This window comes from Consotaella aegiceratis, from assembly GCF_036541425.1.
GTDB classification, from domain to species: Bacteria; Pseudomonadota; Alphaproteobacteria; order Rhizobiales; family Rhizobiaceae; genus Consotaella; species Consotaella aegiceratis.
Map to the genome: position 1 here is coordinate 46,075 of NZ_JAZHFT010000028.1, position 24,990 is coordinate 71,064.

Annotated in this window: 19 protein-coding genes; 7 read left to right on the top strand and 12 right to left on the bottom strand. The window is 65.4% G+C overall.

Annotation, left to right across the window (positions count from 1 at the left end; translation table 11 throughout):
• Positions 1-94 precede the first annotated feature (94 nt).
• The 6 genes from SMD10_RS17480 to SMD10_RS17505 form a co-directional block, all read right to left on the bottom strand.
• Positions 95-1,201 carry a branched-chain amino acid ABC transporter substrate-binding protein gene (locus SMD10_RS17480; protein ID WP_331687021.1) on the bottom strand — a complete coding sequence of 369 codons (1,107 nt, stop codon included), beginning with the start codon at positions 1,199-1,201 and terminating at the stop codon, positions 95-97.
• 131 nt (positions 1,202-1,332) lie between these two features.
• On the bottom strand, positions 1,333-1,698 hold the full coding sequence (locus tag SMD10_RS17485) for a DUF6867 family protein (RefSeq protein ID WP_331687022.1): 366 nt from the start codon (positions 1,696-1,698) through the stop codon (positions 1,333-1,335).
• The gene (locus SMD10_RS17490; protein WP_331687023.1) at positions 1,698-2,447 is read right to left on the bottom strand and encodes an ABC transporter ATP-binding protein; all 750 of its coding nucleotides are present in this window, start codon (positions 2,445-2,447) and stop codon (positions 1,698-1,700) included. Before SMD10_RS17490 ends, SMD10_RS17485 begins: the two co-directional genes overlap by 1 nt.
• Positions 2,444-3,415 carry an ABC transporter ATP-binding protein gene (locus tag SMD10_RS17495; protein ID WP_331687024.1) on the bottom strand — a complete coding sequence of 324 codons (972 nt, stop codon included), beginning with the start codon at positions 3,413-3,415 and terminating at the stop codon, positions 2,444-2,446. Before SMD10_RS17495 ends, SMD10_RS17490 begins: the two co-directional genes overlap by 4 nt.
• Positions 3,415-4,860: a high-affinity branched-chain amino acid ABC transporter permease LivM gene (gene livM, locus SMD10_RS17500; RefSeq protein ID WP_331687025.1), complete on the bottom strand. Its 1,446-nt coding sequence runs from the start codon at positions 4,858-4,860 to the stop codon at positions 3,415-3,417. Before livM ends, SMD10_RS17495 begins: the two co-directional genes overlap by 1 nt.
• A 4-nt stretch (positions 4,861-4,864) precedes the next feature.
• Positions 4,865-5,782, bottom strand: a complete 918-nt coding sequence (locus SMD10_RS17505) for an ABC transporter permease subunit (protein WP_331687026.1) — start codon at positions 5,780-5,782, stop codon at positions 4,865-4,867.
• A 325-nt stretch (positions 5,783-6,107) separates the two neighbouring features.
• On the opposite strand from SMD10_RS17505, the gene dgcN reads away from it, so the two are divergent.
• The 4 genes from dgcN (at position 6,108) to SMD10_RS17525 (ending at position 13,008) form a co-directional block, all read left to right on the top strand.
• On the top strand, positions 6,108-7,103 hold the full coding sequence (gene dgcN / locus SMD10_RS17510; RefSeq protein WP_331687027.1) for an N-acetyltransferase DgcN: 996 nt from the start codon (positions 6,108-6,110) through the stop codon (positions 7,101-7,103).
• Entirely contained in the window at positions 7,100-8,080 is a 981-nt protein-coding gene (dgcA, locus tag SMD10_RS17515; protein WP_331687028.1) for an N-acetyl-D-Glu racemase DgcA, read from the top strand. The genes dgcN and dgcA overlap by 4 nt, the downstream gene beginning before the upstream one ends.
• 200 nt (positions 8,081-8,280) lie before the next feature.
• Positions 8,281-9,528, top strand: a complete 1,248-nt coding sequence (locus SMD10_RS17520) for a metallophosphoesterase family protein (protein ID WP_331687029.1) — start codon at positions 8,281-8,283, stop codon at positions 9,526-9,528.
• Positions 9,529-13,008: an AAA family ATPase gene (locus tag SMD10_RS17525; protein ID WP_331687030.1), complete on the top strand. Its 3,480-nt coding sequence runs from the start codon at positions 9,529-9,531 to the stop codon at positions 13,006-13,008.
• On the opposite strand, the gene SMD10_RS17530 is transcribed toward SMD10_RS17525, so the two are convergent.
• On the bottom strand, positions 13,005-13,544 hold the full coding sequence (locus SMD10_RS17530; protein WP_331687031.1) for a metallophosphoesterase family protein: 540 nt from the start codon (positions 13,542-13,544) through the stop codon (positions 13,005-13,007). The two genes, SMD10_RS17525 and SMD10_RS17530, sit on opposite strands and share 4 nt — an antisense overlap.
• A complete protein-coding gene (locus tag SMD10_RS17535) occupies positions 13,541-14,206 on the bottom strand; it encodes a TetR/AcrR family transcriptional regulator (RefSeq protein ID WP_331687032.1) in 666 nt (221 codons plus the stop codon). Before SMD10_RS17535 ends, SMD10_RS17530 begins: the two co-directional genes overlap by 4 nt.
• Positions 14,207-14,379: 173 nt before the next feature.
• On the opposite strand from SMD10_RS17535, the gene SMD10_RS17540 reads away from it, so the two are divergent.
• Positions 14,380-15,627, top strand: coding sequence for an efflux RND transporter periplasmic adaptor subunit (locus tag SMD10_RS17540; RefSeq protein WP_331687033.1), 1,248 nt, complete (start codon positions 14,380-14,382; stop codon positions 15,625-15,627).
• 110 nt (positions 15,628-15,737) lie between these two features.
• Positions 15,738-17,315 (top strand): DHA2 family efflux MFS transporter permease subunit, encoded by a 1,578-nt coding sequence (locus SMD10_RS17545; RefSeq protein ID WP_331687034.1) that lies wholly within the window; start codon positions 15,738-15,740, stop codon positions 17,313-17,315.
• Positions 17,316-17,327: 12 nt separating this feature from the next.
• Here SMD10_RS17545 and SMD10_RS17550 read toward each other — a convergent pair whose 3' ends face one another.
• From SMD10_RS17550 to SMD10_RS17560, 3 genes are all read right to left on the bottom strand, one after another.
• Positions 17,328-17,960, bottom strand: coding sequence for a hypothetical protein (locus tag SMD10_RS17550; protein ID WP_331687035.1), 633 nt, complete (start codon positions 17,958-17,960; stop codon positions 17,328-17,330).
• 216 nt (positions 17,961-18,176) lie between these two features.
• Positions 18,177-21,314 (bottom strand): efflux RND transporter permease subunit, encoded by a 3,138-nt coding sequence (locus tag SMD10_RS17555; protein WP_331687036.1) that lies wholly within the window; start codon positions 21,312-21,314, stop codon positions 18,177-18,179.
• Entirely contained in the window at positions 21,311-22,540 is a 1,230-nt protein-coding gene (locus tag SMD10_RS17560) for an efflux RND transporter periplasmic adaptor subunit (RefSeq protein WP_331687037.1), read from the bottom strand. Before SMD10_RS17560 ends, SMD10_RS17555 begins: the two co-directional genes overlap by 4 nt.
• A 113-nt stretch (positions 22,541-22,653) precedes the next feature.
• Here SMD10_RS17560 and SMD10_RS17565 point away from each other — a divergent pair, with 113 nt between their 5' ends.
• Positions 22,654-23,322 carry a TetR family transcriptional regulator gene (locus SMD10_RS17565; RefSeq protein WP_331687038.1) on the top strand — a complete coding sequence of 223 codons (669 nt, stop codon included), beginning with the start codon at positions 22,654-22,656 and terminating at the stop codon, positions 23,320-23,322.
• A gap of 23 nt (positions 23,323-23,345) precedes the next feature.
• On the opposite strand, the gene SMD10_RS17570 is transcribed toward SMD10_RS17565, so the two are convergent.
• Entirely contained in the window at positions 23,346-24,512 is a 1,167-nt protein-coding gene (locus SMD10_RS17570) for a mechanosensitive ion channel family protein (RefSeq protein ID WP_331687039.1), read from the bottom strand.
• Between the last annotated feature and the right edge of the window lie 478 nt (positions 24,513-24,990).

The window sequence follows — 24,990 nt, forward strand, 5'->3', positions numbered from 1 at the left end:
CGCCGAGCCCTCCTCCCAAACCGCCGATGAAAAAGTCCCCCGGCACGGTCGTGCCGGGGGACTTTTTATGCCTTCGTGGATCGGACGAGGCGGTTTATTTAGCCTCGGCCACGTAGTCGTAGGCGCCGTCCTTCCACTCGTAGACGACATAGCCGGGCAGGGTGACGTCGCCCTTGTCGTCGAACTCGAGCGATCCGATCACCGTGTCGAACGTGCCGTCGTCGAGCGCCTTGACGACCGGATCGAAATCGGTCGAGCCAGCCTTCTCCACGGCGTCCTTCCAGGCCTGGATCGCGGCATAGGTGTAGAGCACGTAACCCTCGGCGGTCTCGCCCTTCTCGGCCAGCTTGTCGACGACGGGCTTGGCTGCCTCGTTTTTGCGCGGATCGGGCGAGAAGGTCATCAGCGTGCCCTGGCCGGCATCGCCGGTGATCGCCCAATATTCGTCGGTGACCAGAGCGTCGCCGGACATGATGATCGTGTCCATGCCCTGCTCTTTCATCTGGCGGGCCATCAGGCCGGCCTCGGTGTGGTAGCCACCGATGTAGAGAAGGCCGATGCCGGCCTGCTTCAGCTTGGTGACGAGCGCGGTGTAGTCCTTCTCGCCGGCCGTATAGGATTCGACCAGATCCGGCTTCTTGCCGGCTGCTTCCATCGCCTTCTGCGTCTCGTCCGCCAGGCCCTTGCCGTAGGCGGTCTTGTCGTTGATTACGGCGACCTTGGTATCGGCGAAATTGTCGACGATGTACTGGCCGGCGACTTCGCCCTGCTGATCGTCACGCCCGCAGACGCGGTAGATGCCTTCGCCCGGCCGGTCGTCGGTAAAGGCCGGATTGGTCGAGGCCGGCGAAATCTGGACGATGCCTTCGTCGGCATAGACCTGGCTCGCGGGAATCGATGAGCCCGAGCAGAAGTGGCCGGCGACGAAGGGCACACCCTGCGAAGCGAACTGGTTGGCGACCGCCACGGCCTGTTTCGGGTCGCAGGCGTCGTCGCCCACGGACAGAACCAGCTTCTCGCCATTCACGCCACCGGCGGCGTTGATGTCCTCGACCGCCTGCTCGGCGCCGACGCGAAGCTGCTCGCCGAAGCTCGCATACTGGCCGGTCATCGGGCCCGCGACGCCGATGGTGATGTCGGCAAAAGCCGCGCCGGCGAAGAGAACGTTGATGGCTGCTCCGGCCAAGAGTACTTTCTTCATGACACCTTCCCTCTTGTTGCGATTGTAACGCTTTATTCTCGGCAGATCCTTGGTCCCCGACCTGCTGGGGATCAGCGATAGAAATCGGCCCTAGTTGACATAACCCAGGCCTAAATTTTGTCCAGGCTGATTTATTCGGCAGCCTGCCTGCCCTGGGCTTGGAGAAAACCGTATTGCCGGCGCATCTGGCGATTCCGCACGACGGTGCGGCCGGCCGCCGCGAGTGCGAACAGCACCACGAAGTCGACGATCGCATAGTGGAGCGCCGTGCCAAATGTTTCGGGCGGCAAGAAAAACGACCCGCCGAACAGGCTGAAATGGATGAAGCGGACGGCGATGGTCAAAAGCAAGACATAGAAGCCGGCAATACTCCAGCCGCTCCATGTCAGGGCCGTCGAGCGGCCGATCATCCACGCCGCACCGCCACCCAGGACGACGGTGACGAATAGGAACTCCCAGATCGAGACTTCCCACAAAAGGCCCATCGCGTTGTCCATCAGTGCGCTCCTCCTTCCAGATAGGCGCTGCGCACCTCTTCGCGGGCCAGCAATTCGCGGCCCGTTCCGGACATCGTAATGGCGCCATTGACCATCACGTAGCCGCGATGGGCGAGCCGCAACGCGTGGAAGGCGTTCTGCTCCACCAGGAAGACGGTGAGGCCCTGGCTGCGGTTGAGTTCACGGATGGCCTCGAAGATCTGCTTGACGATCAACGGCGCCAGGCCGAGGGAGGGTTCGTCGAGAAGCAATAGGCGCGGCCGGCTCATCAGGGCGCGCCCGATCGCCAGCATCTGCTGCTCGCCGCCCGACAGGGTGCCGCCGCGCTGGCCCTGGCGCTCCTTGAGGCGCGGAAACAGCTCGAAGACGCGCTTCAGATCGTCGTCGAAATAGCTGTCGTCCTCCATGATGGCGCCCATCTGGAGATTTTCCATCACCGTCATGCGCCCGAAGATGCGCCGTCCTTCCGGCGCCTGGGCGATCGACTTGGCCATGATGGTGTGGGTCGGCAGCTGCGTGATGTCCTCGCCGCGGTAGACGATCTGGCCGGTGCGGGCCTTCGGATTGCCGCAGATCGTCATCATCAGCGTCGACTTGCCGGCGCCGTTGGCGCCGATCATCGTGACGATCTCGCCCTCGTAGACGTCGATGTCGACGCCCCTGAGCGCCTGGATCTTGCCGTAGAAGGTCTCGACGCCGCGCACGGCCAGCAACGGCGCGCCCTTCGGCTCTTGTGCCAGCGCGCTCACGACCGCACCCCTCCTGCGCTTGCCGGTGCGTCGGTCATCGCACCGTCTTGGTCTAGATCGCTTTCGACGGCCTCCACCTCGGCATCGTCGACGCCGAGATAGGCGGCGATGACCCGCGGATCGTTGCGCACCGCTTCCGCCGTACCGTCGGAAATCTTCCGGCCATAGTCGAGCACGACGATATGGTCGGAGATCTCCATGACCACGCCCATGTCGTGCTCGATCAGGAGCACCGAGACGCCATGCTCGTCGCGGATATATTTGATCAGCGCATTGAGCTCTGCCGATTCGCGCGGGTTGAGGCCGGCCGCCGGTTCGTCGAGGCAGAGCAGCACCGGATCCGTGCACATGGCGCGCGCGATCTCCAGCCGACGCTGGGCGCCGTAGGGCAGGTCCGCCGCCGGATCGTCGGCACGGTCCAGAAGGTCCGTGTGCTCGAGCCAGAACACCGCCTTTTCCTTCGCGGCTTGAGCAGCGCGGCGATAGCCGGGCAGGTTGAGCAGGCCGGCGATGGAATAGCCGGACGCCGTCATCAGCTTGTTGTGCTGCGCAACGAGCAGATTTTCCAGAACCGTCATGCCCCCGAACAGGCGGATATTCTGGAAAGTCCGCGCCACCCCGGCGACTTCGGTGATGCGAAAGTCGTTCATCCGCTCCAGCAGGAAAACGGCATCGTCGCCGGTGCCCGCGAACTGGCGGCCGCTCGCCGTCACGTTACGGATGACGTCGTCGGCGATCGCCCTGCCGCGGCGCAGCGAAATCCGACCCTCGGTCGGCTTGTAGAAGCCGGTGACGCAGTTGAACACGGTGGTTTTGCCGGCGCCGTTGGGGCCGATCAGCGCCGTGATGTCGCCGCGGCCGACGTCGAAGGACAGGTCGTCGATCGCCACCAGGCCGCCGAAGCGCATGGTGAGATGCTCGACCTTGAGGACGGGGTCGGTGGCCCAGGATTGCATGCTGTTCGACATCAGTGACCCTCGCCCTGCGCGACCATGTCGGCGCCGATCGTCTTCTTTTCCTTGTAGATCGCCGAGGGCGAGCGGGACGAGATCAGCCCGCGCGGCTTCCACACCATGATGAGCACCATGGCCAAGCCGAAGAACAGCATGCGGTATTGCGTGGGGTCGAACCCGATCTGATGCAGGAAGTCGAGATTGCGCAACAGCTCCAGGCCGCCGATCATCACCACCGAGGCGATCACCACGCCGACCTGCGAGCCGAGGCCGCCGAGCACGACGATCGCCAGGATGATCGCCGATTCCATGAAGGTGAAGCTCTCGGGCGAAATGAAGCCCTGGCGCGTGGCGAAGAACGAGCCGGCGAACCCGCCGAACATCGCCCCGGTCGCGAAGGCGCTGAGCTTGACGTTGGTGGTGTTGATGCCGAGCGAGCGGCAGGCGATTTCGTCCTCGCGCAGCGCCTCCCAGGCCCGACCGACCGGAAGCTTGCGCAGCCGCAGCGTGATGAAGTTGGTCAGCAGCGCCAGCGCCAGGATGATGTAATAGAGGAAGATGAAGCGCTGGATCGGATTGTAGTCGATCCCGAAGAATTCGGAAAAGGAGCCTTCGCCGCGGCTGAACTCCAGGCCGAAGAGCGTCGGCTTGGGAATGCCCAGCACGCCGTTCGGCCCGCCGGTGAAGTCATACCAGTTGAGCAGCACGACACGGATGATCTCGCCGAAGGCGAGCGTCACGATCGCCAGATAGTCGCCCCGCAGCCTGAGCACCGGAAAGCCCAGCATGATGCCCCAGAGCGCGGCGAAGAGCCCGGCCATCGGCAGGCAGACCCAGAAGCCGAGATCGAAATTCTGGGCGAGCAGCGCGAAGGAATAGGCGCCCACCGCATAGAAGGCGACGTAGCCGAGATCGAGCAGGCCGGCGAGCCCGACGACGATGTTGAGACCCCAGCCGAGCATCACGTAGGTGAGGATCAGAATGGCGAGGTCGAGCAGATACCGGTTTTGGCTGGGCAGCGCGACGTCGAGCAGGAAGGGCAGCGTCAGCGCGAACAGCAGGAACAGTACACCGAGCGCCTTGCCCACCGACCGCAGCGTCCGCTGACGGCTTGGCGACGTCGCCGCCTTCGCGACGGGCTTTTCTGCCCGATAGATGAGGAAGGAGAGCGCGAAGCGCCCGACAAAGGCAATCGCGATCCAGATCAGCCAAAGCGGCCAGCGCATCATCAGGTCGAGTCCGCCAACGCCGATATCGGTGCGGAAGGCGAAGAAGCAAAGCGTGATGGCGGCGACGATGGCGGCGGTGATGCCCGCTTCCTTGAGCGAGCCGACAAGACGGCTGTCGGAGGCGGCCGCTTCGACGAAGGGCGGTTCGCCGCGCTCCGCGGTGCGCCGCTCTTCCTCCTGCCGTTCCGCGCCCTCGGGCGTGTATTCTGCGGTCGGGTCAAAGGACGACATCGGCTCAGACCTTCTCGACTTCGGGCCGGCCGAGCAGCCCGGACGGCATGAAAATCAACACGATGGCGAGGATCGAGAAGGCCGCGACGTCCTTATATTCGACCGAGAAGTAGCCCGACCAGAACGTCTCGATCAGTCCGATCGCAAGGCCGCCGAGCATGGCGCCGGGCAGCGAGCCGATGCCGCCCAGGACGGCCGCGGTGAACGCCTTCACGCCGGCGAGGAAACCGATATAGAAGTCGATGACGCCGTAATAGAGCAGGTACATCAGGCCGGCGACCGCGGCGAGACCGGCACCCATGACGAAAGTCAGGGAGATGGTCCGGTCGACGTTGACGCCGAGCAGGGCGGCCATCTTCTGGTCCTGTTCGCAGGCGCGCTGCTGGCGTCCGAGCGAGGTGCGGTTGATCAGCAGCGTGAAGCCGGTCATCAGGATGATGGTCGTCAGGATGATGATCATCTGCATGGTCGAGATCTGCACGACGATGCCGTTGGGGCTGTCCATCAAGGTGATCCCGCCGCTGATCTGCGGCGGCAGCGGCTTGACGCGGGCGCCCTGCGTGACCTGTACGAAGTTCTGCAGGAAGATCGACATGCCGATTGCCGTGATCAGCGGCGCGAGGCGGAACGAACCGCGCAACGGCCGGTAGGCGACCCGCTCGATCGTCCAGCCCCACAGGGCGGTGAAGAGCATCGCGACGATCAGGATGATCACCAGCACCAGCGGCAGGAAGGTGATGCCGAGCGCCGCCAATGCCAGGAACGTCGTCAGCGCGATGAAGGCACCGATCATGAAGATCTCGCCGTGGGCGAAGTTGATCATGCCGATGATGCCGTACACCATGGTGTAACCGATGGCGATCAGCCCGTAGATCGACCCGAGCGTGATGCCGTTGATCAGCTGCTGCAGAAAATATTCCATGAAGACCTGTCGGCTCCGTACTCGCACTTGGCCCAAGGCCTCCCATCATGGCCAATCGGCCTCGATGTTGCCAGGGGCGCTTGCCCATGAGGCATGATCATTTTCATAGCAGCGGCCTCGGCGCAAGAGCACGGCCTTGAGTTGTCCCTGCGACATCCTGTGCTATCGACTCATCTTTCATACCCTCTTGCGCGCGGCGTCGCGCAGTGCTCGATTTGCAGGCGTGATGACGAATCCGGCAGGCGCGGCGGTTTTCCCGTCGCGCCGCGTTCGTTTGTCCGGTTCAACTGCCGCCTGGAGCGGCGCCGATGGAGATGGCTCGAGCATGCTGAAGACACCGTATCTTTTGTTTCTGGGAGATGCGCCTGATGCGCTGGCCGCCAAGGTGGCGCAGGGCGTTCGCGACTGGCGCCCCGAGCACTGTGTCGGCCAGTTCCGCCTGCCCGGATGCAATGCCGATCTCAAACTGCCGGATATGACCATCGCCGAAGCCGCCGCGGCCGGGGCCAAGACGGTGGTGGTGGGCGTGGCCAATCGTGGCGGCCTCATCGGCCCGAGCTGGATCTCGGTGCTGAAGGAGGCCCTGGCGGCCGGCATGGACGTCGCCTCCGGGCTTCACAATCTTTTGCGTGACGAGCCGGACCTTGTGGCGGCCGCCGAGGCCAGCGGCACGACCTTGCACGACGTTCGCCTGCCGACCGTGAAATACCCCATCGCCACCGGCAAGAAGCGCGCCGGCAAGCGGTGCCTCGCGGTCGGGACCGACTGCTCGGTCGGCAAGATGTACACGGCGCTGGCGATCGAGCGCGAGATGCGCGAGCGCGGCATCAAGGCGACCTTCCGCGCGACCGGCCAGACCGGCATCCTGATCACCGGCGAGGGCGTCCCGCTGGACGCCGTCATCGCCGACTTCATGGCCGGTGCCGTCGAATGGCTGACCCCCGACAACGATCCGGACCATTGGGATCTGATCGAAGGGCAGGGCAGCCTGTTCCATGCCTCCTATTCCGGCGTGACGATGGCGCTCGTCCACGGCGGGCAGCCGGATGCGCTGGTGCTCTGCCACGAGCCGACACGCGCTCACATGCGGGGTCTGCCGGACTACACGCTGCCGTCGCTCGAAGATCTGCGCGACGTGGCGCTGCGGCTGGCGCGCGTGGTCAACCCGGCCTGCGAGGCCGTCGGCATCTCCGTCAACACGGCGGCGATGGGCGAAGACGAGGCCATGACCTATCTGGCCGAAACGGAGAAGAGGATGGGACTGCCGACCGTCGACCCGTTCCGCAACGGCGCCGCACGGCTGGTGGATGCTTTGGAATGACGGAACTGACGGTCACGCCGGAGATCTTTCCGATCGCCGGCACCTTCACGATCTCGCGCGGCTCGCGCACCGAGTCGCCGGTGGTCACGGCGAGCCTCGACGACGCGCCGCATCGCGGCTGGGGCGAATGCTTTCCGCTGCCACGCTACAACGAGTCGGTCGACAGCGTGGTCGCCACGCTGAACGGCGTCTGGGACGAGATTCTGGGAGGGCTCGACCGTGACGGCCTGCAGCAGCGCCTGGGCCCAGGCGCCGCGCGCAACGCCCTCGACTGCGCGTTCTGGGACCTGGAAGCGAAGCGAACCGGCCGGCCCGTGTACGAGCTCGCCGGGCTCGACGCGCCGCAGCCGGTGATCACCGCCTACACGCTGTCGCTCGCCGATCCCGAAGCGATGCGCGAGAAGGCGCAGGCCAACGCGCATCGGCCCTTGCTGAAGCTCAAGCTCGGCGGCGAGGGCGACATCGCCCGGCTGGAGGCGGTGCGCCAGGGCGCCCCGGATGCGCGCATCATCGTCGACGCCAACGAGGGATGGACGCCCGACATCTATCGCGAGTTGGCCCCCGTCCTGTTGCGCCTTGGTGTTCAGATGGTCGAACAGCCGTTCCCGGCGGGCCAGGACGAGGCGCTGGCCGAGATGGACCGGCCGCTGCCGGTCTGTGCCGACGAATCCTGCCACGATCGCGACTCGCTGCCGGCGATCCTCGGCCGCTACGACGTGATCAACATCAAGCTGGACAAGACCGGCGGCCTGACGGAAGCGCTCGCGCTCAAGGACGAGGCCTTGTCCTCGGGCCTGAAGGTCATGGTCGGCTGCATGGTGGGCTCGTCGCTCGCCATGGCGCCGGCGCTGCTGGTGGCGCAGGGGGCGAGCGTCGTCGATCTCGACGGCCCGTTACTCTTGGCGCGCGACCGCGAGCATGGACTGCTTTACGACGAGGCCGGCGTCCATCCGGCCGATCCGCTGCTCTGGGGCTAGGTTTCGAGACCGAGCCGGACGGTCCTCGTCAGTTTTTTGTGGAAAAGGAGGGTCTCCAACCTTTCGATTGTCGGAATGCTCGCCATCTCAGCATCGGACATCCCAGCGTTGCGTCACACTGCGGGACCCGTGCTAGAGCGTCGGGTCTGGCACGAGGGTGTCGGTGAAAGAGCCGAATCGATCATCGAGAGGAGGGCCGGATGGCGAGCTTCAAGTTCCTGCATGCCGCCGACTTGCACCTCGGCAGCCCCTTCGTCGGACTGTCATTGAAGGATGCCGAGATCGCCGCGCGATTCGCGGCGGCCAGCCGTCAGGCGTTTACCGCCATGGTGACCAGGGCGATCGAGGCCGACATCGCCTTCGCCATCATCGCGGGCGACGTCTACGACGGCGAATGGCGGGACACCTCGATCGGCCTGTTCTTCAACCGGGAGGTGTCGCGGTTCATCCGCGCAGGCATCCCGGTCTTCCTGATTCGCGGCAACCACGACGCCGAAAGCGTCGTCACCAAGAGCCTCACCCTGCCCGAGGGCGTCTACGGCTTTTCCACCCGCAAGGCCGAGACCCGGCGTCTGCCCGAATTGCGCGTGGCGCTGCACGGCCAGAGCTTTCCCGACCGGGCGGTGGCCGAGAACCTGGCGACCGCCTATCCCGATCCGGTGCCGGGCTGGTTCAACATCGGCATACTCCACACCTCGCTCGACGGGCGGCCCGGGCACGCCACCTATGCGCCCTGCACGCTGCAGGATCTGGCGCTTCGGACCTACGACTACTGGGCGCTCGGTCATGTGCACCAGCACGAAATCGTGGCCCGCGACCCGTGGGTCGTCTTTCCTGGCAACCTGCAGGGTCGCAGCGTCCGCGAGACCGGCGAGAAGGGCGCGATGCTGGTCGAGGTCGAGGATGGCCGCGTCGCCTCGGCCGAACGACTGATCGTCGACCGCGCCCGCTGGGCCGACCTTGCGCTCGACGTGTCGGAGATCGTCGACGAGGCGGGCCTGATCACGGCCGTGCAGGAGCGGCTGCGGCCGCTGGCGGACGAATTGGAGGATCGGCTCGGCGCGCTGCGGCTGCGGCTGACCGGCGCCAGCGAACTGCACAATCGGCTGGTGGCCGAGCACGAGCGGATCGCCGCCGAGGTCCAGGCGGTCTGCCATCACGGACATGCCGACATCTGGCTCGAGCGTCTCGTCGTCTCCACCCAGCCGCCGGCCGCGGTGCACGGCCCGACCGACGATCCCGCGCTCGCCTCCGTCGACGTCGCGGCGCTGCTGGCGGCAGCATCGGCCGAACCGGACATTCGCGCCGAGTTGGACGCGCTGCTCGCACAGATCGGGGCCAAGCTGCCGGCCGGCGTGACGATCGGCGGAGAGGAGGCTCCCGACGTCGCAGACCTTCTCGGCGAGGCGCGGGATCTCGTGCTGGCGCACAGCGGGGGAGCGATCTGAATGCGGATCCTGTCGCTCGACCTCCTGCGCTACGGAGCCTTTTCGGACACCTCGCTTGCCTTTCGTCCGAACGCCAAGCTGCATCTCGTCTATGGGCCCAACGAGGCCGGCAAGAGCTCCGCCCTGTCGGCGATCGGCGATCTCCTGTTCGGTTTCGGCCGCCAGACGGCCTTCGGCTTCCAGCACGATATGACGGCACTACGGGTCGGCGCCACGCTGACCGCGAGTGCGGGCACACAGCTCTCTTTCCGGCGCCGCAAGGGCAACAAGAATACCTTGCTCGCGCCGGAGGACGGCGAGGCGCCGCTGCCCGACGATGCGTTGCTGCCCTTCCTCGGCGGGCTGAACCGCGAGGTCTTTACCCGAGCGTTCGGCCTCGACTCGGCGGCGTTGCGGACGGGCGGCGATGAGATGCTGAAGAGCGACGGCGAGATCGGCGCAGCGATGTTCGCGGCGGCTTCCGGTCTCAAGGGCCTGCACGATCTCAGGCAATCGCTGGAGGCCGAGGCCGACGCCGTGTTCGGCGCCCGCGCCAGGCAGAGCCGCGTGTTCGATCAGGCGTTGGCGCGTCACAAGCAGGCCCGCCAGGAGGAGCGCGACAGCGAGCTGAAGGCGCCGGTCTGGAACGCCCTCAACGAACACATCAAGCAGCTGGAAACCGAACTCGACGAGATCCGGCGGAGCCGTGCCGAAGTCGTCAAGAGCCGCGCCCGCCTCGAACGGCTGCGCCGGGTCGCGCCTTTCGTCTCGCAGATCGACGCCGATCTCGCCGATCTGGAGGCTCTCGGGCCGATTCCAGATCCGCGCCCTGGCTATGCCGAAGATCTGGAAGCTGCTCTCCTGGCACATGACGGCGCCCGTGAGCGGCTGGCCAGCAGCCAGACGAGCGAAACGAAGGCTCGAGAAGCCTTCGCACATGCCGTCGTGGACGCGCCTCTGCTGAAGCGGGCGGACGAGATCGTCGCGCTGTTCGGCGAGACCGGCGGCATCCGCAACAACGAGCGCGATCTGCCGCGCGTGCTGGCGGAACGCGACGGCGCGATCGCGGAGCTGGAGGAGCTCGCCTCGCGGCTCGGCTATCCGGACATCGCCACGCTGGAGGAGCGGCGGCCGACCGACATGGCCTGCGCCGCCGCCCGCGCGCTGATCGGCCGCGGCCGGGATCTCAAGGATCGCGAGGCCAAGAACCGTGCCGTCCGCCGCGAGGAACAGGAAGCGCTGGCCCGGCTGGAGAGCGAGCTGCATGGCCGGGGGCAGGTGGTCGATCCGCAGCGCCATCGCCAGGAATTCGACGCACTGGCTCCGGATATCCGCCGTATCGAGGGCCGTGGCGAAGCCGAACGGACCTATGGCGAACGCCTGCGGCGGCTGTCGGAGGCCTGTGCGCAATTGAGTCCGCCCGTCGCCGATCTCGACCGGCTCGCCCGGGCCTTTCTGCCGGGGGAAGATGCGATCGCGCAGTATGCCGGCCGCTTCACCGAGTTCGGCGACCGGCGCCGGCACCTGCACAGCCGGGCCGCCGACACGGCCCACGAGATCGCCGCGCTGGAAGAGGAGGCCCGGCATTTCGAAATCGATCGCCCGGTCCCTTCGCACGACCGGATTGCCGCCGAACGAGTCCAGCGCGACCGACACTGGCACAGGCTGCGGGCGCATCTGGTCGGCGAAACGCCGTTGGACGTTGGCGTTCTCCCCGACGCGGTGGCGCGGTTCGAGCAGTCCGTCGTCGCATCCGATCAACTCGCCGACGAGGCCGTTTCGGACGCTGCGCGGGTAGCGCGCCATGCCGATCTCGGCCGCCGCCTGGTCGACAAGCGGCGCGAGGCGGAGCGCCTGGCCGGGGAGGCCGCGGCCGCCGATGCCGGCTTCGACCAGCTTTCGGACGAATGGCGTGCGCTCTGGCAGGCGTCGGGCGTCGAGCCCTCGCTGCCGGCCGAGATGGGCATCTGGCTGAAGGCGGTGGCGAATCTCAAGCGCGAGCGGGACGACGTGCTGGGGCTCAAGGCCTCGGTGGACGAATGCGGGGCGCTGGCCGAACGCCTCGCCCTGCCGCTCAAGGCGCTGGCGGCCGCCTTGAATGTCCCGGGCGTCGAACGGCTCGACCCGCTGGCCCTGGCGCGCGCCATCGAGGCCCAGCTCCTGGCGCTGACCAGCCGATGGGATGCGAACCGCGAGCTTGCGGTCCAGATCCGCGAGGTCGAGGCAAGGATTGCCCGCTGCGAGACGGCGGGCCACGAGATCGACATCGCCTTGGCCGCCTGGGCCGAGGAATGGCGCGCCGCGCTGCCCAGCATCGGTCTCGAACCGGTGGCCGATCTGGTCGCCGCCGAGGCCGCGCTCGATGTCTGGGACCGGGTGCCGCAGGTGCTGGAGGCGCGCGACAAGGACGACCGCCGCGTCAAGGGCATGCAGCGCGACAACGTGGCCTTTTCGCAACGCATCGGCTACGTCTCCCAGGCCGTGGCGCCCGACCTCGTCGGGCGTCCCGCCGTCGAGATCGCCCATGTCCTGAACGGTCGTCTCGCCGATGCGCGCGACGCCGAAGTGCGCAGGGTCGCCGCTAAGCGGCAGCTCGACGAGGCTGTCGCGGCGCGCGAGACCGCCGCGGCGCAATTGACCCGGGCCGAGGCCGATCTCGAACGGCTGCTGAGCCACCTGCCGGTGGGCGCCGATCCGCGCGCGCATCTGGAGCGCACGCGGGCACAGCATGCCACGCGACAGCGGCTCGAGGAGCGCCGCCAACAGCTCCTGGCGACCGCCGATGGGCTGGCCGAAGCCAGTGTGCGGGCCGAGCTGGACGGCTATGTGCCGGACGAGGCGGCGGCGAAGCTGCAGGAACTTGCCGAAGACGACCAGCGCTTCGAACGCCGGTTGCAGGAGGTCTATGCCGAGTGGGACCGCGAGTGCCGGCGGCGTGAAGGGCTGCAGGCCGGCGCGGGGGCCGAACTGGCGGCGCTCAACCGGCGCGGCGCGGAAGCCGAGCTGGCGGAAGCCTCGCGCCGGTGGGTGGTGCTCAAGCTTGGCTCGCTGCTGCTGTCGAAGGCGGTGGAGCGCCATCGCGCCGAACGCCGCGACCCGCTGATGGAGCGGGCAGGGGCGCTGTTTTCCGGCCTCACCGCAGGGGCTTTCGCGGGGCTGGCCGAGGACTATGGAGAGGACGACACGCCGCGCCTGGCCGGTCTGCGGCCGGGCGGCGAGCGGGTGCCGCTGGACGGCCTGAGCGAGGGCACGCGCGACCAGCTCTATCTGGCGCTGCGGCTGGCCTATGTGGAGGACTACGCGGCGCGTGCCGAGCCGCCGCCGTTCATTGGCGACGATCTCTTCATGACGTTCGACGACGAACGCACGGCGCGCGGCTTGCGGGCACTGGCAGAGATCGGCGCCACGGTTCAGCCGATCCTGTTCACCCACCACCGCCACGTGGCCGAGGTCGCCGAAGCGGAATTGGGAGCGAGCCTCGACCTGATCGAACTGGGTTAGTCAGGCGCCGGGCCTCGAGGTCTGCGCCGCGCGGTGATGGCTTGGAAGGTCATCGGCCGATAGTCCCACGCGTCCACCCCGACGTCGTATTGCCGCGTGACCGGCTTCAGTTTGCCGTGCGAGTGACCGTGCAGGTCGATCGATTTCCTGCCCATCTGGTTCCACGTGCGAAACGGGTAGTGGCAGAGAACCACCAGGCGCTCGTCGATCACCATCTCCGCATAGAACTGGATCGACGACCAGCCCCGCGCGTCGAGCGTCGCCGGCCCGTCATTGTTGCCGACGACGAGATGCTTTCGGCCGTTCAGACGGTCGAGCAGCCCTTCGACATGTGATGGGTCGCCACGGGCGAAATCGCCGAGATGCCAGATCGTGTCGTCGGGGCCGACGACGTCGTTCCAGCGCTCGATCAGCGCCTCGTCATGCTCTTCCAGATTGCGGAAGGGCCGGCGGTCGATCCTGAGGACGCGCGGATCGGAAAAATGCGTGTCGCTGGTGAAGAGGAGCGCCGGGTTCGAAGATGCCGCTCCGGTCATCCGGCGGACGATTTTTCGCCGGTGCGATCGACGCCGTATCCCGCCATGAACAGCCGGACGGCGCTCTTGACCGTCCGCTCGATCTCCTCCTCGCTCGGCGGCTCGACCTCGCCGAGAAACAGCCGGCAGCGGAACATTCCCGCCAGCGCAAGTTCTCCGAACTGCGCTGCCGCCATCCGTGGATCGTCGATCTTCAGCGTTCCGGCCGCCACGGCCTTTTCCAGATAACGGGTCAGATTTTCCGAGCCGCGCACAGGACCCTCGGTGTAAAAGGTCTGGCCGATCTCGGGCATGCGCGTCGCAACGGCGATGATCGTTCGGTTGGCCCGCATCGTGTGCGGGGAGGTCATGATCTTGGCGAGCTGGACGCCCATGCGCATCAGCACGCCGGCCGGGTCCGTGGGATCGTCGAGCGTCTGCGCCACCATCTCGATCTTGCGGTCCCGCATCTCGGAAACGAGCGCGGCGAACAGTTCTTCCTTGCTGCGGAAGTAGACGTAAAGAGTGCTCTTAGAGACGCCGGACTCGTGACAGATGTCGTTCATGCTGGCGGCGTCGAAGCCCATCCGGTCGAAGACGGCCTTCGCGCCTTCCAGAATCTGCAGCCGTTTGGCGGGGTCGTGGCCCGCCGGAGCACGCGCGGGACTTTCTGTCGTTTCCAAAAAATACACCTTCAGCCAGCTTCGCCCTTGGGGCGGCACCGTCCATTCACATCAGATCCACTACCAACGAGCTATGCAATAGATACGTTGGAGGCATGCTCTTGAAATGCGCGCGCCACGACGTTATGTCAACATCGAACCGAACGGTTCGGTTCGATTTGGAGATGCCCGCGATGCTCGACAACGCCCCTACGACTGATGAGGCGACGACCGATGGCTTCGAGCCCGGCCGATCCGTCCCGCAGGGTTCTACGTCCTATGCGGACACGAGCCGGCCGCAGGCGCCGAGCGCCGACGCCCACGGCAAGGGACCACAGGCACCGATCGAGCAACCCGCGCCGGCGAAGCCAAAGGGAAAAGGCCGCCTCATACTGGGTCTGGTCGCATTGGCCGCGTTGGGAATCGGGGGTTATTTCGGCCATTACTGGTGGACCGAAGGGCGCTTTCTCGTCTCGACGGACGACGCCTATCTGGCGGCCGACATGACGATCCTCTCGCCGAAGATCAGCGGCTATATCGAGGACGTGCTCGTCGAGGACAACGACACGGTCAAGGCGGGCCAGCCGATCTTCCGCATCGATCCGGGCGACTTCCAGCTGGCCGTCGATTCCGCCAAGGCGAAGATCGCGACGCAGCGCGCCACGGTGGAGAGCATCCGCGCGCAGCGGCAGGCGGCCGAGGCGGCCGTCGCACAGGCGGATGCCAGCGAGCAGGCCGCCGAGGCCACGCTGCAGCAGGCCGAAGTCACCTTGAAGCGCGCCCAGGATCTCTTGAAGACCAAGGTCGGCTCGCGCGCGACGCTCGATCAGGCGCAGAGTGCGCGGGACACGGCGTCGGCCAATCTCGCCGGGGCCAAGGCCTCGGTGGAGTCGGCGAAGGCCAACATCACGACTCTCGACGCTCAAGCCAAGGAGGCCGAGGTGGCGATCGGCGAGCTTCAGGTCGCTCTGAGGAGTGCCGAGCGTGACCTGTCCTTTACCACCATCACTGCGCCCTATGACGGCGTGGTCGGGAATCTGGCGGTCCAGCCCGGTGATTATGTGGCGGCCGCGCGCAAGCTCGCAGCGCTGGTGCCGCTGTCGCATGTCTATATCGACGCCAACCTGAAGGAGACGGAAGTCGCCGAGATCGGACCGGGCGCCAAGGTCAATGTCGAGGTGGATGCTTTGCCGGGCCGTAAGTTCCAGGGCACGGTGACCAGCGTTTCGCCGGCCTCTGGCGCGGTGTTCTCGCTGCTTCCCGCCGACAATGCCACCGGCAACTTCACCAAGGTCGTGCAGCGCGTGCCCGTGCGTATCGACATCGACCATGCCGCCGAGCTCCAGGGCATATTGCGTCCGGGCCTCTCGGCGGTGGTCTCTATCGACACGCGAACCGTTCCCGCCTCGTCGTCGAACGCGATCGCGCTCGCCGGCCGCTGACAGCTTCGGAGCGACGGCCGTTCGCGCCGTCGCTCCGAGCCATTCGCCGCATGATGTTGGTGCCGGAAAGCCGATGGAATTTCGGCATCAAGCTCTGAGGAAACACGTTCATGTCCGCTGACGCCACGACTGCCGGAGCGCCACCCGCTCCGGCCGAGGAGAGCATGAGCTTCGCCAAGATGGCGGCGTTCATGACGATGGTCTTCGGCATGTTCATGGCGATCCTGGACATCCAGATCGTCTCGGCCTCTCTGTCGGAGATCCAGGCCGGCCTGTCCGCTTCCTCCGACGAGATCGCCTGGGTCCAGACCGCCTATCTGATCGCCGAGGTGATCATGATTCCGCTGTCGGGCTTCCTCGGCCGGCTGCTCTCGACGCGCGTTCTCTTCACCGTCTCGGCGGCCGGTTTCACCCTGGCCTCGGCGCTGTGCGCGACCGCGACGAACATCGATCAGATGATCATCTACCGCGCGTTGCAGGGCTTCATCGGCGGCGGCATGATTCCCAGCGTCTTCGCGGCCGCTTTCACGATCTTCCCGCCGTCGAAGCGCTCGATCGTGTCGCCGATGATCGGTCTGGTGGCGACGCTGGCGCCCACCATCGGTCCCACCATCGGCGGTTATCTCAGCCACGCCTTTTCCTGGCATTGGCTGTTCCTGGTCAACGTGCCGCCGGGCATCCTGGTCGTCATCGCGGCCTGGACACTGATCGATTTCGACAAGCCCGAATTGAGCCTGTTCTCCAAGTTCGACTGGTGGGGACTGATCGGCCTCGCGGCCTTCCTGGGTGCGCTGGAATACGTGCTGGAGGAGGGGCCGCTCAACGGCTGGTTCGACGACCGCGTGATTGCCATCGTCGCCGTGGTCAGTGCGGTGGGATGTGTTCTCTTCTTCTTGCGCGCCTTCACGGCCAAGGAACCGATCGTCGATCTCAGCGCCTTCGGCGATCTCAATTTCACGTTCGGCTCGCTGTTTTCGTTCATCATGGGCGTCGGGCTCTACGGCCTGACCTACCTTTATCCGGTCTATCTCGGTCAAATTCGCGGCTACGACTCGCTGATGATCGGCGAAACCATGTTCGTCTCAGGCCTGGCCATGTTCTTGATGGCGCCGGTGTCCGGCATCCTGTCCAACAAGATGGACCTGCGGCTGATGATGGCGCTCGGTTTTGCCGCGTTCGGCCTCGGCACGTGGATAATGGCGGATCTGACCCACGACTGGGATTTCTGGGAGCTGTTCGTTCCGCAGATCCTGCGCGGCGTCGGCATGATGATGGCGATGGTGCCGATCAACAACATCGCGCTCGGCACGCTGCCGCCGCAGAAGATGAAGGGGGCCTCGGGCCTCTTCAATCTCACGCGCAATCTCGGCGGTGCCGTCGGTCTTGCCGTCATCAACACCATGCTGACCGACCGCTCGACGCTGCACTATCAGCGGCTGGCCGATCATGTCCGCTGGGGCAGGGACGTCGTGGAAGACCGCATCAGCGACATGGCCGCCTCGTTCACGGCGAGCGGGCTCGATGGCAATACGGCCGCCTTGAGCAGCCTCGCGCAAACCGTCAATCGCGAGGCCGCCGTGATGTCGTTCGCCGACGTCTTCCTGGGACTGACGGTCCTGTTCGGCGCCCTGGTGCTTCTCACCGTCTTCATCAGGAAACCGGAACGGGCGGCTGCCGGCGGGCATTGATCCGCAGGGCGCTCAGAGATCCTGTTCCAGTAGGCTGGCCAACTCCCGGCGCTCGCGCCGGGAGCGGATCTGGCGGGCACCGACGGTGCGCGGCACCAGACGATGGCCCTTGTCCCCGGCGCAGACGTCGAACGACCGTTCGGCGCCCACCAGAATATCTTCCGAGCCGTAGACGGCGAACACCTTGATCGTGAAGGCGCGGGGCTGCCCGATCTCTGTCAGACGGCGCCCGTCCTCGCTTCTGCCGCAGCGCACGACGTGGTCGATCAGGCTTTGGAAGCTCCCCAAATCTCGCACGTCTGCGACTTTCAGCGGTCCCTGTCGGCTGGTCTCGGCCAGATCCGGCAGGCTCTTCTTCTCGTCGATCTCGTCCAGATCCGTGACCGGGCAGGTCCATGTCCCATGATCGGTCTCGACGCTGCCAATCAGGCTGTTCACATAGATCGCGTCCGAACTCATGTTGCTGATCAGGCATCGTGCTGCCAGCCCGAGCGACGATGAACTGCGATTGATGAGGATTTCGGCCCGCCGTTCACGGCGAAAATTCTCCAGGAAGAGCTGGAGATAGCCGATCCATATGACGATCATGGCCAGGTTCGCGGCGACGTTCAGAGCGCCGCTGTTGTCGTTGATCCAATCAAGCATGGGGCCTCCGGTAAAGACCGGCAAACCGATATTCGCACCCAAGCGGGCACGACGCTGCGGCCTCTCCAATGCCCCGGCAAACGACACGGGGCCTTCGAGGTTGCAGCTTGTCGATGCCTGGATGCCGACTGAACGGAAAAGGCCGGCGAGAGAGTCTCTCGCCGGCCGCAATGCGAATGGATCGGCGTCCGAAGACGTCGGCGCGGGGCCGAACAGCTATTCGGCCGGGCTGGGGGCGGGCTCGGGATGGCCAGAATGATCGCGCCGCCTCGTGCCGTGCGCGAGCAGGCGATAGAACAGCGGGATGAAGAAGGTCGCGACGAACGTCGCGAGCAGCATGCCGCCGATCACGCCGGTACCGATCGAATGCCGGCTGGCAGAGCCCGCGCCGGTGGAAACCGCCAACGGCACCACACCCAGCACGAAGGCCAGCGACGTCATGATGATCGGCCGGAAGCGCAGCTTGGCGCCTTCGAGCGCGGCCTCGAACGCCGTCAGACCTTCATCGCGTTTCAGCACCGCAAACTCGACGATCAGAATGGCGTTCTTGGCGGCGAGGCCCACGAGCGTCACCAGACCGATCTGGAAATAGACGTCGTTGTTGAGGCCGCGGAGCCAGATCGCCAGCAACGCGCCGAACATGGCGAAGGGCACGGCCAGGATCACCGCCAGCGGCAGAGTCCACCGCTCATACTGGGCCGCCAGGATCAAAAACACCATGATGATGCCGAAGACGACGGCGGTGAAGCCGGTGCCGCCGGTGGCGATCTCCTGATAGGCGGAGCCGGTCCAGGCGATGCCGTAGCCCTCGGGCAGGTTGGCCGCCACTTCCTGCATGGCCGCCAGCGCCTGGCCCGAGGAATAGCCGGGCGCCGGGCCGCCGCTGACCTTGGCCGAGGTGAACGCGTTGAAGCGCTCGATCAAGTCGGGACCGACGACACGCTTGACGTTGAGGACCGTCGAAAGCGGAATCATCGAGCCGCTGTTGGCCTTCACATAGACGAAGCGAAGATCCTCCGGCTTTTCGCGAAAGCTCGCTTCGGACTGCAGCGAGACGCGATAGTTGCGGCCGAGCAGGGTGAAGTCGTTCACATAGAGACTGCCGAAGGTGGACTGCATCGTCTCGAAGATCGACGAGATCGGCACGCCGAGCGCCATCGCCTTCTCGCGGTCGACGTCGATCTGGTACTGCGGGACGTTGGCCGAGAAGCTGGAGCGAAGTCCGGCCAGTTCCGGACGTTTGGAGGCCTCCGCGACGAGCGCGTTGGTGGTCTCGATCAGCGCGTCGGACCCGTTGCCGGCCCGGTCCTGCACATAGAGGTCGAAGCCGCCGGTGGTCGAAAGGCCGATGATGGGAGGCGGGTTGAAGGCCAGCACCATCGCATCCTTGATGCCTGCGTTCATGCCGATGAACGGCCCCGGCAGGTTGCGCGCGTCCATCGAGGGATCGCTGCGCTCTTCCCAGTCCTTCAGCGACACGAAACCCGCTCCGGCGCTGGTGCGCTGCACGCCGGCGAGAAGGTCGAAGCCGGCAAAGGCGACGACGTCGTCGACGGCGGGATGCTGGAGAAGATTCGTCGTCGCCTGTTCCATCACGTCCGTGGTGCGACCGAGCGACGAGGCGGGCGGCAGGATCGACACGACGAAAAGGACGCCCTGGTCCTCGTCGGGAACCAGCGATCCCGGCAGGGTCTGAAAGAAATAGTAGGCGCCGCCGACGATGCCGGCGAACAGCAGGAATGCGACGACGACCCGACGCATGATGAACGAGACGCCCGCGCCATAGGCCCGCGTCAGCGCATCGAAGCCGCGGTTGAACCAGCGGAATGGCGCCAGAGGCTCTCCGTGGGTCGGCTTCAGGATGATGCTGCACAGGGCCGGCGTCAGCGTCAGCGCGACGATGCCCGAGATGGTCACCGAAACGGCGATGGTGACGGCGAACTGCCGATACATCGTGCCGGCCAGACCGCCCAGGAACGCAACGGGGATGAACACAGCGCACAGCACCAGGACGATGGCGATGACCGGCCCGGTGACCTCCGACATCGCCTTGATCGTCGCGTCCTTGGGCGGCAGGCCTTCGCTCGACATGATGCGTTCGACGTTTTCCAGAACCACGATGGCATCGTCGACGACGATGCCGATGGCCAGGACCAGGCCGAACAGCGTCAGAAGGTTGATCGAAAAGCCGAGGGCGAGCAGGACGCCGAAGGTGCCGACGATGGACACGGGCACCGCGATCATCGGGATCAGCGTCGCACGGAAGCTCTGCAGGAAGACGAAGACGACGATGAAGACCAGCACCATCGCCTCGATGAAGGTGTGGATCACCTCGTCGATCGAGGCCTGCACGAACTTCGTCGTATCGAACGGGATCGAGTACTCGATCCCGTCGGGGAATTGACGCGACAGTTCCCCCATGCGGTCATTGACGGCCGCCAGCGTGTCGAGCGCGTTGGCGCCGGGCTGCAGGTAGAGGCCGATCGGCACCGTCGGGTCGTTGTTGAGCAGGCCGTTGAAGCTGTAGTCCTGGGCGCCGAGCTCGACGCGCGCGACATCCTTCAGGCGCAGCTGTGCCGCGTTGGAATCCGACTTCAGGATGATGTTCTCGAAGGCCGCTGCATCCGGCAGTCGGCCCTCGGTCGTCACCGAATAGGTGAAGGCGAGTTCGTTGGGGCTCGGCTCGGCGCCGAACTGTCCGGCGGCGAACTGGGCGTTCTGATCGCGGATCGCGGTGGCCACGTCGCTCGGCGTCAGGCCGTATTGGGCGAGGGCGTCCGGGCGCAGCCACACGCGCATCGAATAGTTGCGCGCCCCGAAGAGTTCGGCATCGCCCACGCCGGGGACACGCTTGAGCTCGTCGAGCACATAGAGCAGCGCGTAGTTCGACACATAGGTCTGGTCGTAGCGCGCATCCTTCGACGACATGGAGACGATCGCCAGGATCGAGGTCGAGCGCTTGGCAACCGTCACGCCGAGCCGCTGCACCTCTTCTGGCAGCGATGCGGTCGCCTGCTGGACGCGGTTGTTGACGTTGATCGTCGCCTGATCGGGATCGGTGCCGCTGGCGAAAGTCACGGTGATCTGCGATGTGCCCGAAGACGAGTTCACAGAATTCATGTAGATCATGTCTTCGACGCCGTTGACCTGCTGCTCGATGGGAGCGGCAACGGTCTGCGCCACGGTCATGGCGCTGGCACCGGGATAGTTGGCCGAGATCACCACCTGCGGCGGCACGAGCTGCGGATACTGCTCGACCGGCAGGACGCGCATGGCGATAAAACCGGCCAGCACGATGATGATCGAGATGACCGAGGCGAAGACCGGCCGGTCTACGAAGAAGCGAGGGTTCATCGCGCGGCCTCTTCCGCCCCGGCTCCGGCTCCAGCTTCGGCCTCAGCCTCGGGCTTTTCGGCGCCGGAAGCGTCCGAAGCGACATCCGTGGTCTCCGCCTCCGATTGGGCGATGTCCCGATCGACGTTGACGGGCGCCTTCGGCCGGACCTTGATCACGCCTTCCGTCACCACACGATCGCCTGCCTCGAGCCCGGAATTGATGACGACGCGGTTCTGGAGCTCGCGTGCGATCTGGATCGGGGCCACCTGGGCCGTGCTCTGATCGTCTATGGTGTAGACGAACGGGCCCTGCGGGCTTTGCATCAAGGCCGAGGTCGGAATGGTGATGGCATCGGGTATGACGATGCCGCTGATAGTGACCCGGACGAACTGGCCGGGCAGCAGGCGCTCGTCGTGATTCGGCAGGACGGCGCGCGACAGCACCGTCCCCGTATCCGAATCGATGCTGGAGCTGGTGAAGTCGATCCGGCCGGTCTGACCGTACTTGGAGCCGTCGCCGAACTGGAGACCGACCGAAAGGGTTTGCTCGCCATTGCCGTTGCTCTGGTCGAGAAGCTGACGGATGAAGGCCGTCTCGGTATCCGGCGCCGAGAAATTCACATAGATCGGATCGAGTTGGCTGACTTTGGTCAACAGGTCGCCATTGGCGAGAAGGCTGCCTTCCGGCACCTGCTCCAGGCTGGTGATGCCGCTCAGCGGGCTCTCCACCGTGGCGTATTCCAGCGACAGCTGGGCGGTCTGGAGATTGGCCTGTGCGGCGGCCAGCTGAGCCTCCGCCAGTTCGCGCGACGACGTCGCGTTGTCGAGGGTCGCCTGGCTGGTCGCCTGTCGACGCACCAGTTCCTGCGCACGCTTTTCCTGACGCTGGGCCTGGGCGAGCTGGGCTTCCGCCTGGCGCACGGCAGCCTCTGCGGCCGCGACTTGGGCCTGGTAGGGCTTCGGGTCGATCTGGAACAGCACCTGCCCCTTCTCGACGCGCGCGCCTTCCTCGAACTTTCGTTCGAGCAGGATGCCGCTCACCCGCGCCCGTACCTCGACCTCGCGCGAGGCGGCGATGCGCCCCGGGTATTCGAAGGTCATCGGCAGGGGGCTAGGTTCGATCGTCTCGACCGAAACCGCCGGTGGTGGGGCTTCAGGCGCTTGCGCCCGGACGCCGGCGGTCGAAACAAACAGCGCTGCCGGGAGGAGAAGCAGGGCGCAATGACGAAAAGTAGAGGGTTGCATAGGCTCAACCGATAAAAATAGCTTGGCGCCAGGTTGCAAATGAGTTCGCAGTCATACATACATACATACATGCATGTAGGCAAGGGGGCGACGGACCACAACAGGAGTCAGAGGTGCGAAGAACCAGGGAGGAAGCGCTGGAGACCCGAGGCGCAATTCTGGATGCCGCCGAGCGGGTCTTCTACGAGCACGGCGTAGCGCGCACCACGCTGGCGGAAGTCGCGGCGGAGGCGAAGGTCACGCGTGGCGCCATCTACTGGCATTTCGCCAACAAGCTCGATCTTTTCCGGGCGATGCACGAACGCATCTGCCTGCCTCAGGAGAAATTCTGCAAGGTGTCTGCGATCCTGTCCGCCGAAGACAGTATCTCGGCACTCTTCGACATGACAGTCGAGGCTTGTCACGATTTCGAGACGGACGAGCAGATCAAGCGTGTCTACTCGATCCTGCTCTATCGATGCGAATACGTTGGAGAGATGGAAGACGCCCTGGTGCGGCAACGCGAGGCCGACGACAGGTTCAAGGAGATCATCGTCGCGGTCTTCGAAAAGGCCCGCCGGGACGGGGAGCTACTGCCCGAATGGGAGCCTCGGCTTGCCGCTCAGATCTATTTCTGTTCGGTGGTTGGACTGATTTCCGAATGGCTACGGCTGGATGGGAACTTCGAGTTGATGAAGGCGGCCGAGGCGATGGTGCGGTCGCTGTCGGCCGGCTTCTTCGGCATGTCCTGCGCCAAGGCGCTCAAATCCGCCGGGTCGCAGCCGCTGGCGAATGCCCGCTAGACAGTCGTCGCCCGACCGCTAGGCTAGACCGCATGGGGTCTCATCTCGCCGCCGGTGCGCGCCCCATCGGACCGGGCGACCCACTGGCCGTCGAACATCGCTTGTGCGCCGTCCGGAGGCGACAGTTCGGCCCGCGTGCGCGGCAAGCTCCCCGGATAGTCCGTCTGCAGCCAGGTGATGATCTTCTCGCGAACCTCGCAGCGAAGATCCCAGGCTTTCGGCGAATTGCGCGACGACACCAGGATGCGTACCTCGATCGTGTGCTCTCCGGCGTCGGTCACCTGTACATTGGTGACTTGTCCGTCCCACAGCGGCGAGGCGCGTGTGATCTCTTCCGCCTTGGCGCGCAGCTTGTCGATCGGCACGGTGTAGTCGAGCCGCAGCAGGACGCTGCCGATGATTGCTGCGCCGTTGCGCGTCCAGTTCTGGAAGGGTTGCTCGATGAAATAGCGGATGGGCACCACCAGCCGACGCCAATCCCACAGCCGGATCACAATGTAGGTCATGGTGATCTCGTCGATCCAGCCCCATTCACCTTCGACGACTACGGCATCCTCGATCCGGATCGGTTGGGTGATGGCGAGCTGGATGCCGGCGATCAGGTTGGACAGCACCGGCTGGGCGGCAAGACCGACGACCAGTCCGGCAGCGCCGGCGGAGGCGAGCAGCGATACGCCGTACTCGCGCACGCCGTCGAAGGTGACGAGGATCGCGCCGAGCGTCAGCAGGGTCACGAGAACCAGCGTCGCCCGCTTCAGGATGCGGACCTGCGTCACGTGCTTACGGGCGATCAGATTGTCCTCGACGTCCAGCGCGAACCGCTTCGAATAGACCTCGCACGCGACGTTGAGCGCGGTCGCCGCTCCCCATCCGATGAGGGTGATGAAGCCGATCAAAAGCAGATGCTGGAAAATGTCCTTGTCGACCGCCCGGAACGGGGCCGCCGCCAGGGCCGCCGCCATCAGGATGATGACCACGCCAAGCCGGGTCGGCCCCGTTGTCTGCTGGATGATCTGCTTCAGATAGGGATGTCCGCGCTGAGTGACCCGCAGCGCGATCCGCAAGATCAGACGGTGAATGACGATCGCGCCCGCCGCGGCGATCGCCAGCAAAAGCAGACCGGTGACCGCGTCGGGGAGAAAATTGAGAAATCGGGCGACTTCGGCGAAGGCTCTTTCGATGGTGCTCAAGCGAATCTCCATGATTCGATTGCGATGTCGAAGCCTCCCTCTTCAGTTACCTCCCGATAATGGCGTCGTTCACGTGGCATCCGTCCCGGCCGCCGACGATCCGTCTCCGACAGGCGCGAGGCGAGCCCAGACTCAATCCGTTCGGCGTTCGGAGGTTTCGGTTTCCGCCATGCGCTGAGTGCATGGGAGACATGCCGTGGCTGCGCTGGTTTCTTTTGAGAATAAGCCTAATTTCAAGTTCAGTCAGTTGCGGACGATTCCTCCTCCCACGTTCCGATTGACTGTTTCCTCCCAAGGGTTTGCTTCTATGGAAGCCCTTCCTTAGCCGGGTTCGTCGAACCCGGCTTTTTCTTTCATCGAAAAAAACCTCCACCTCTGGTGGAGGAGCAGATGGGTTCGACACCGTATAAAAGAAACCTCCGTGCTTGAGCCACGAAGTGGGCAAGAGCGGAGGTCATAGTGGACGATAACCATCTAT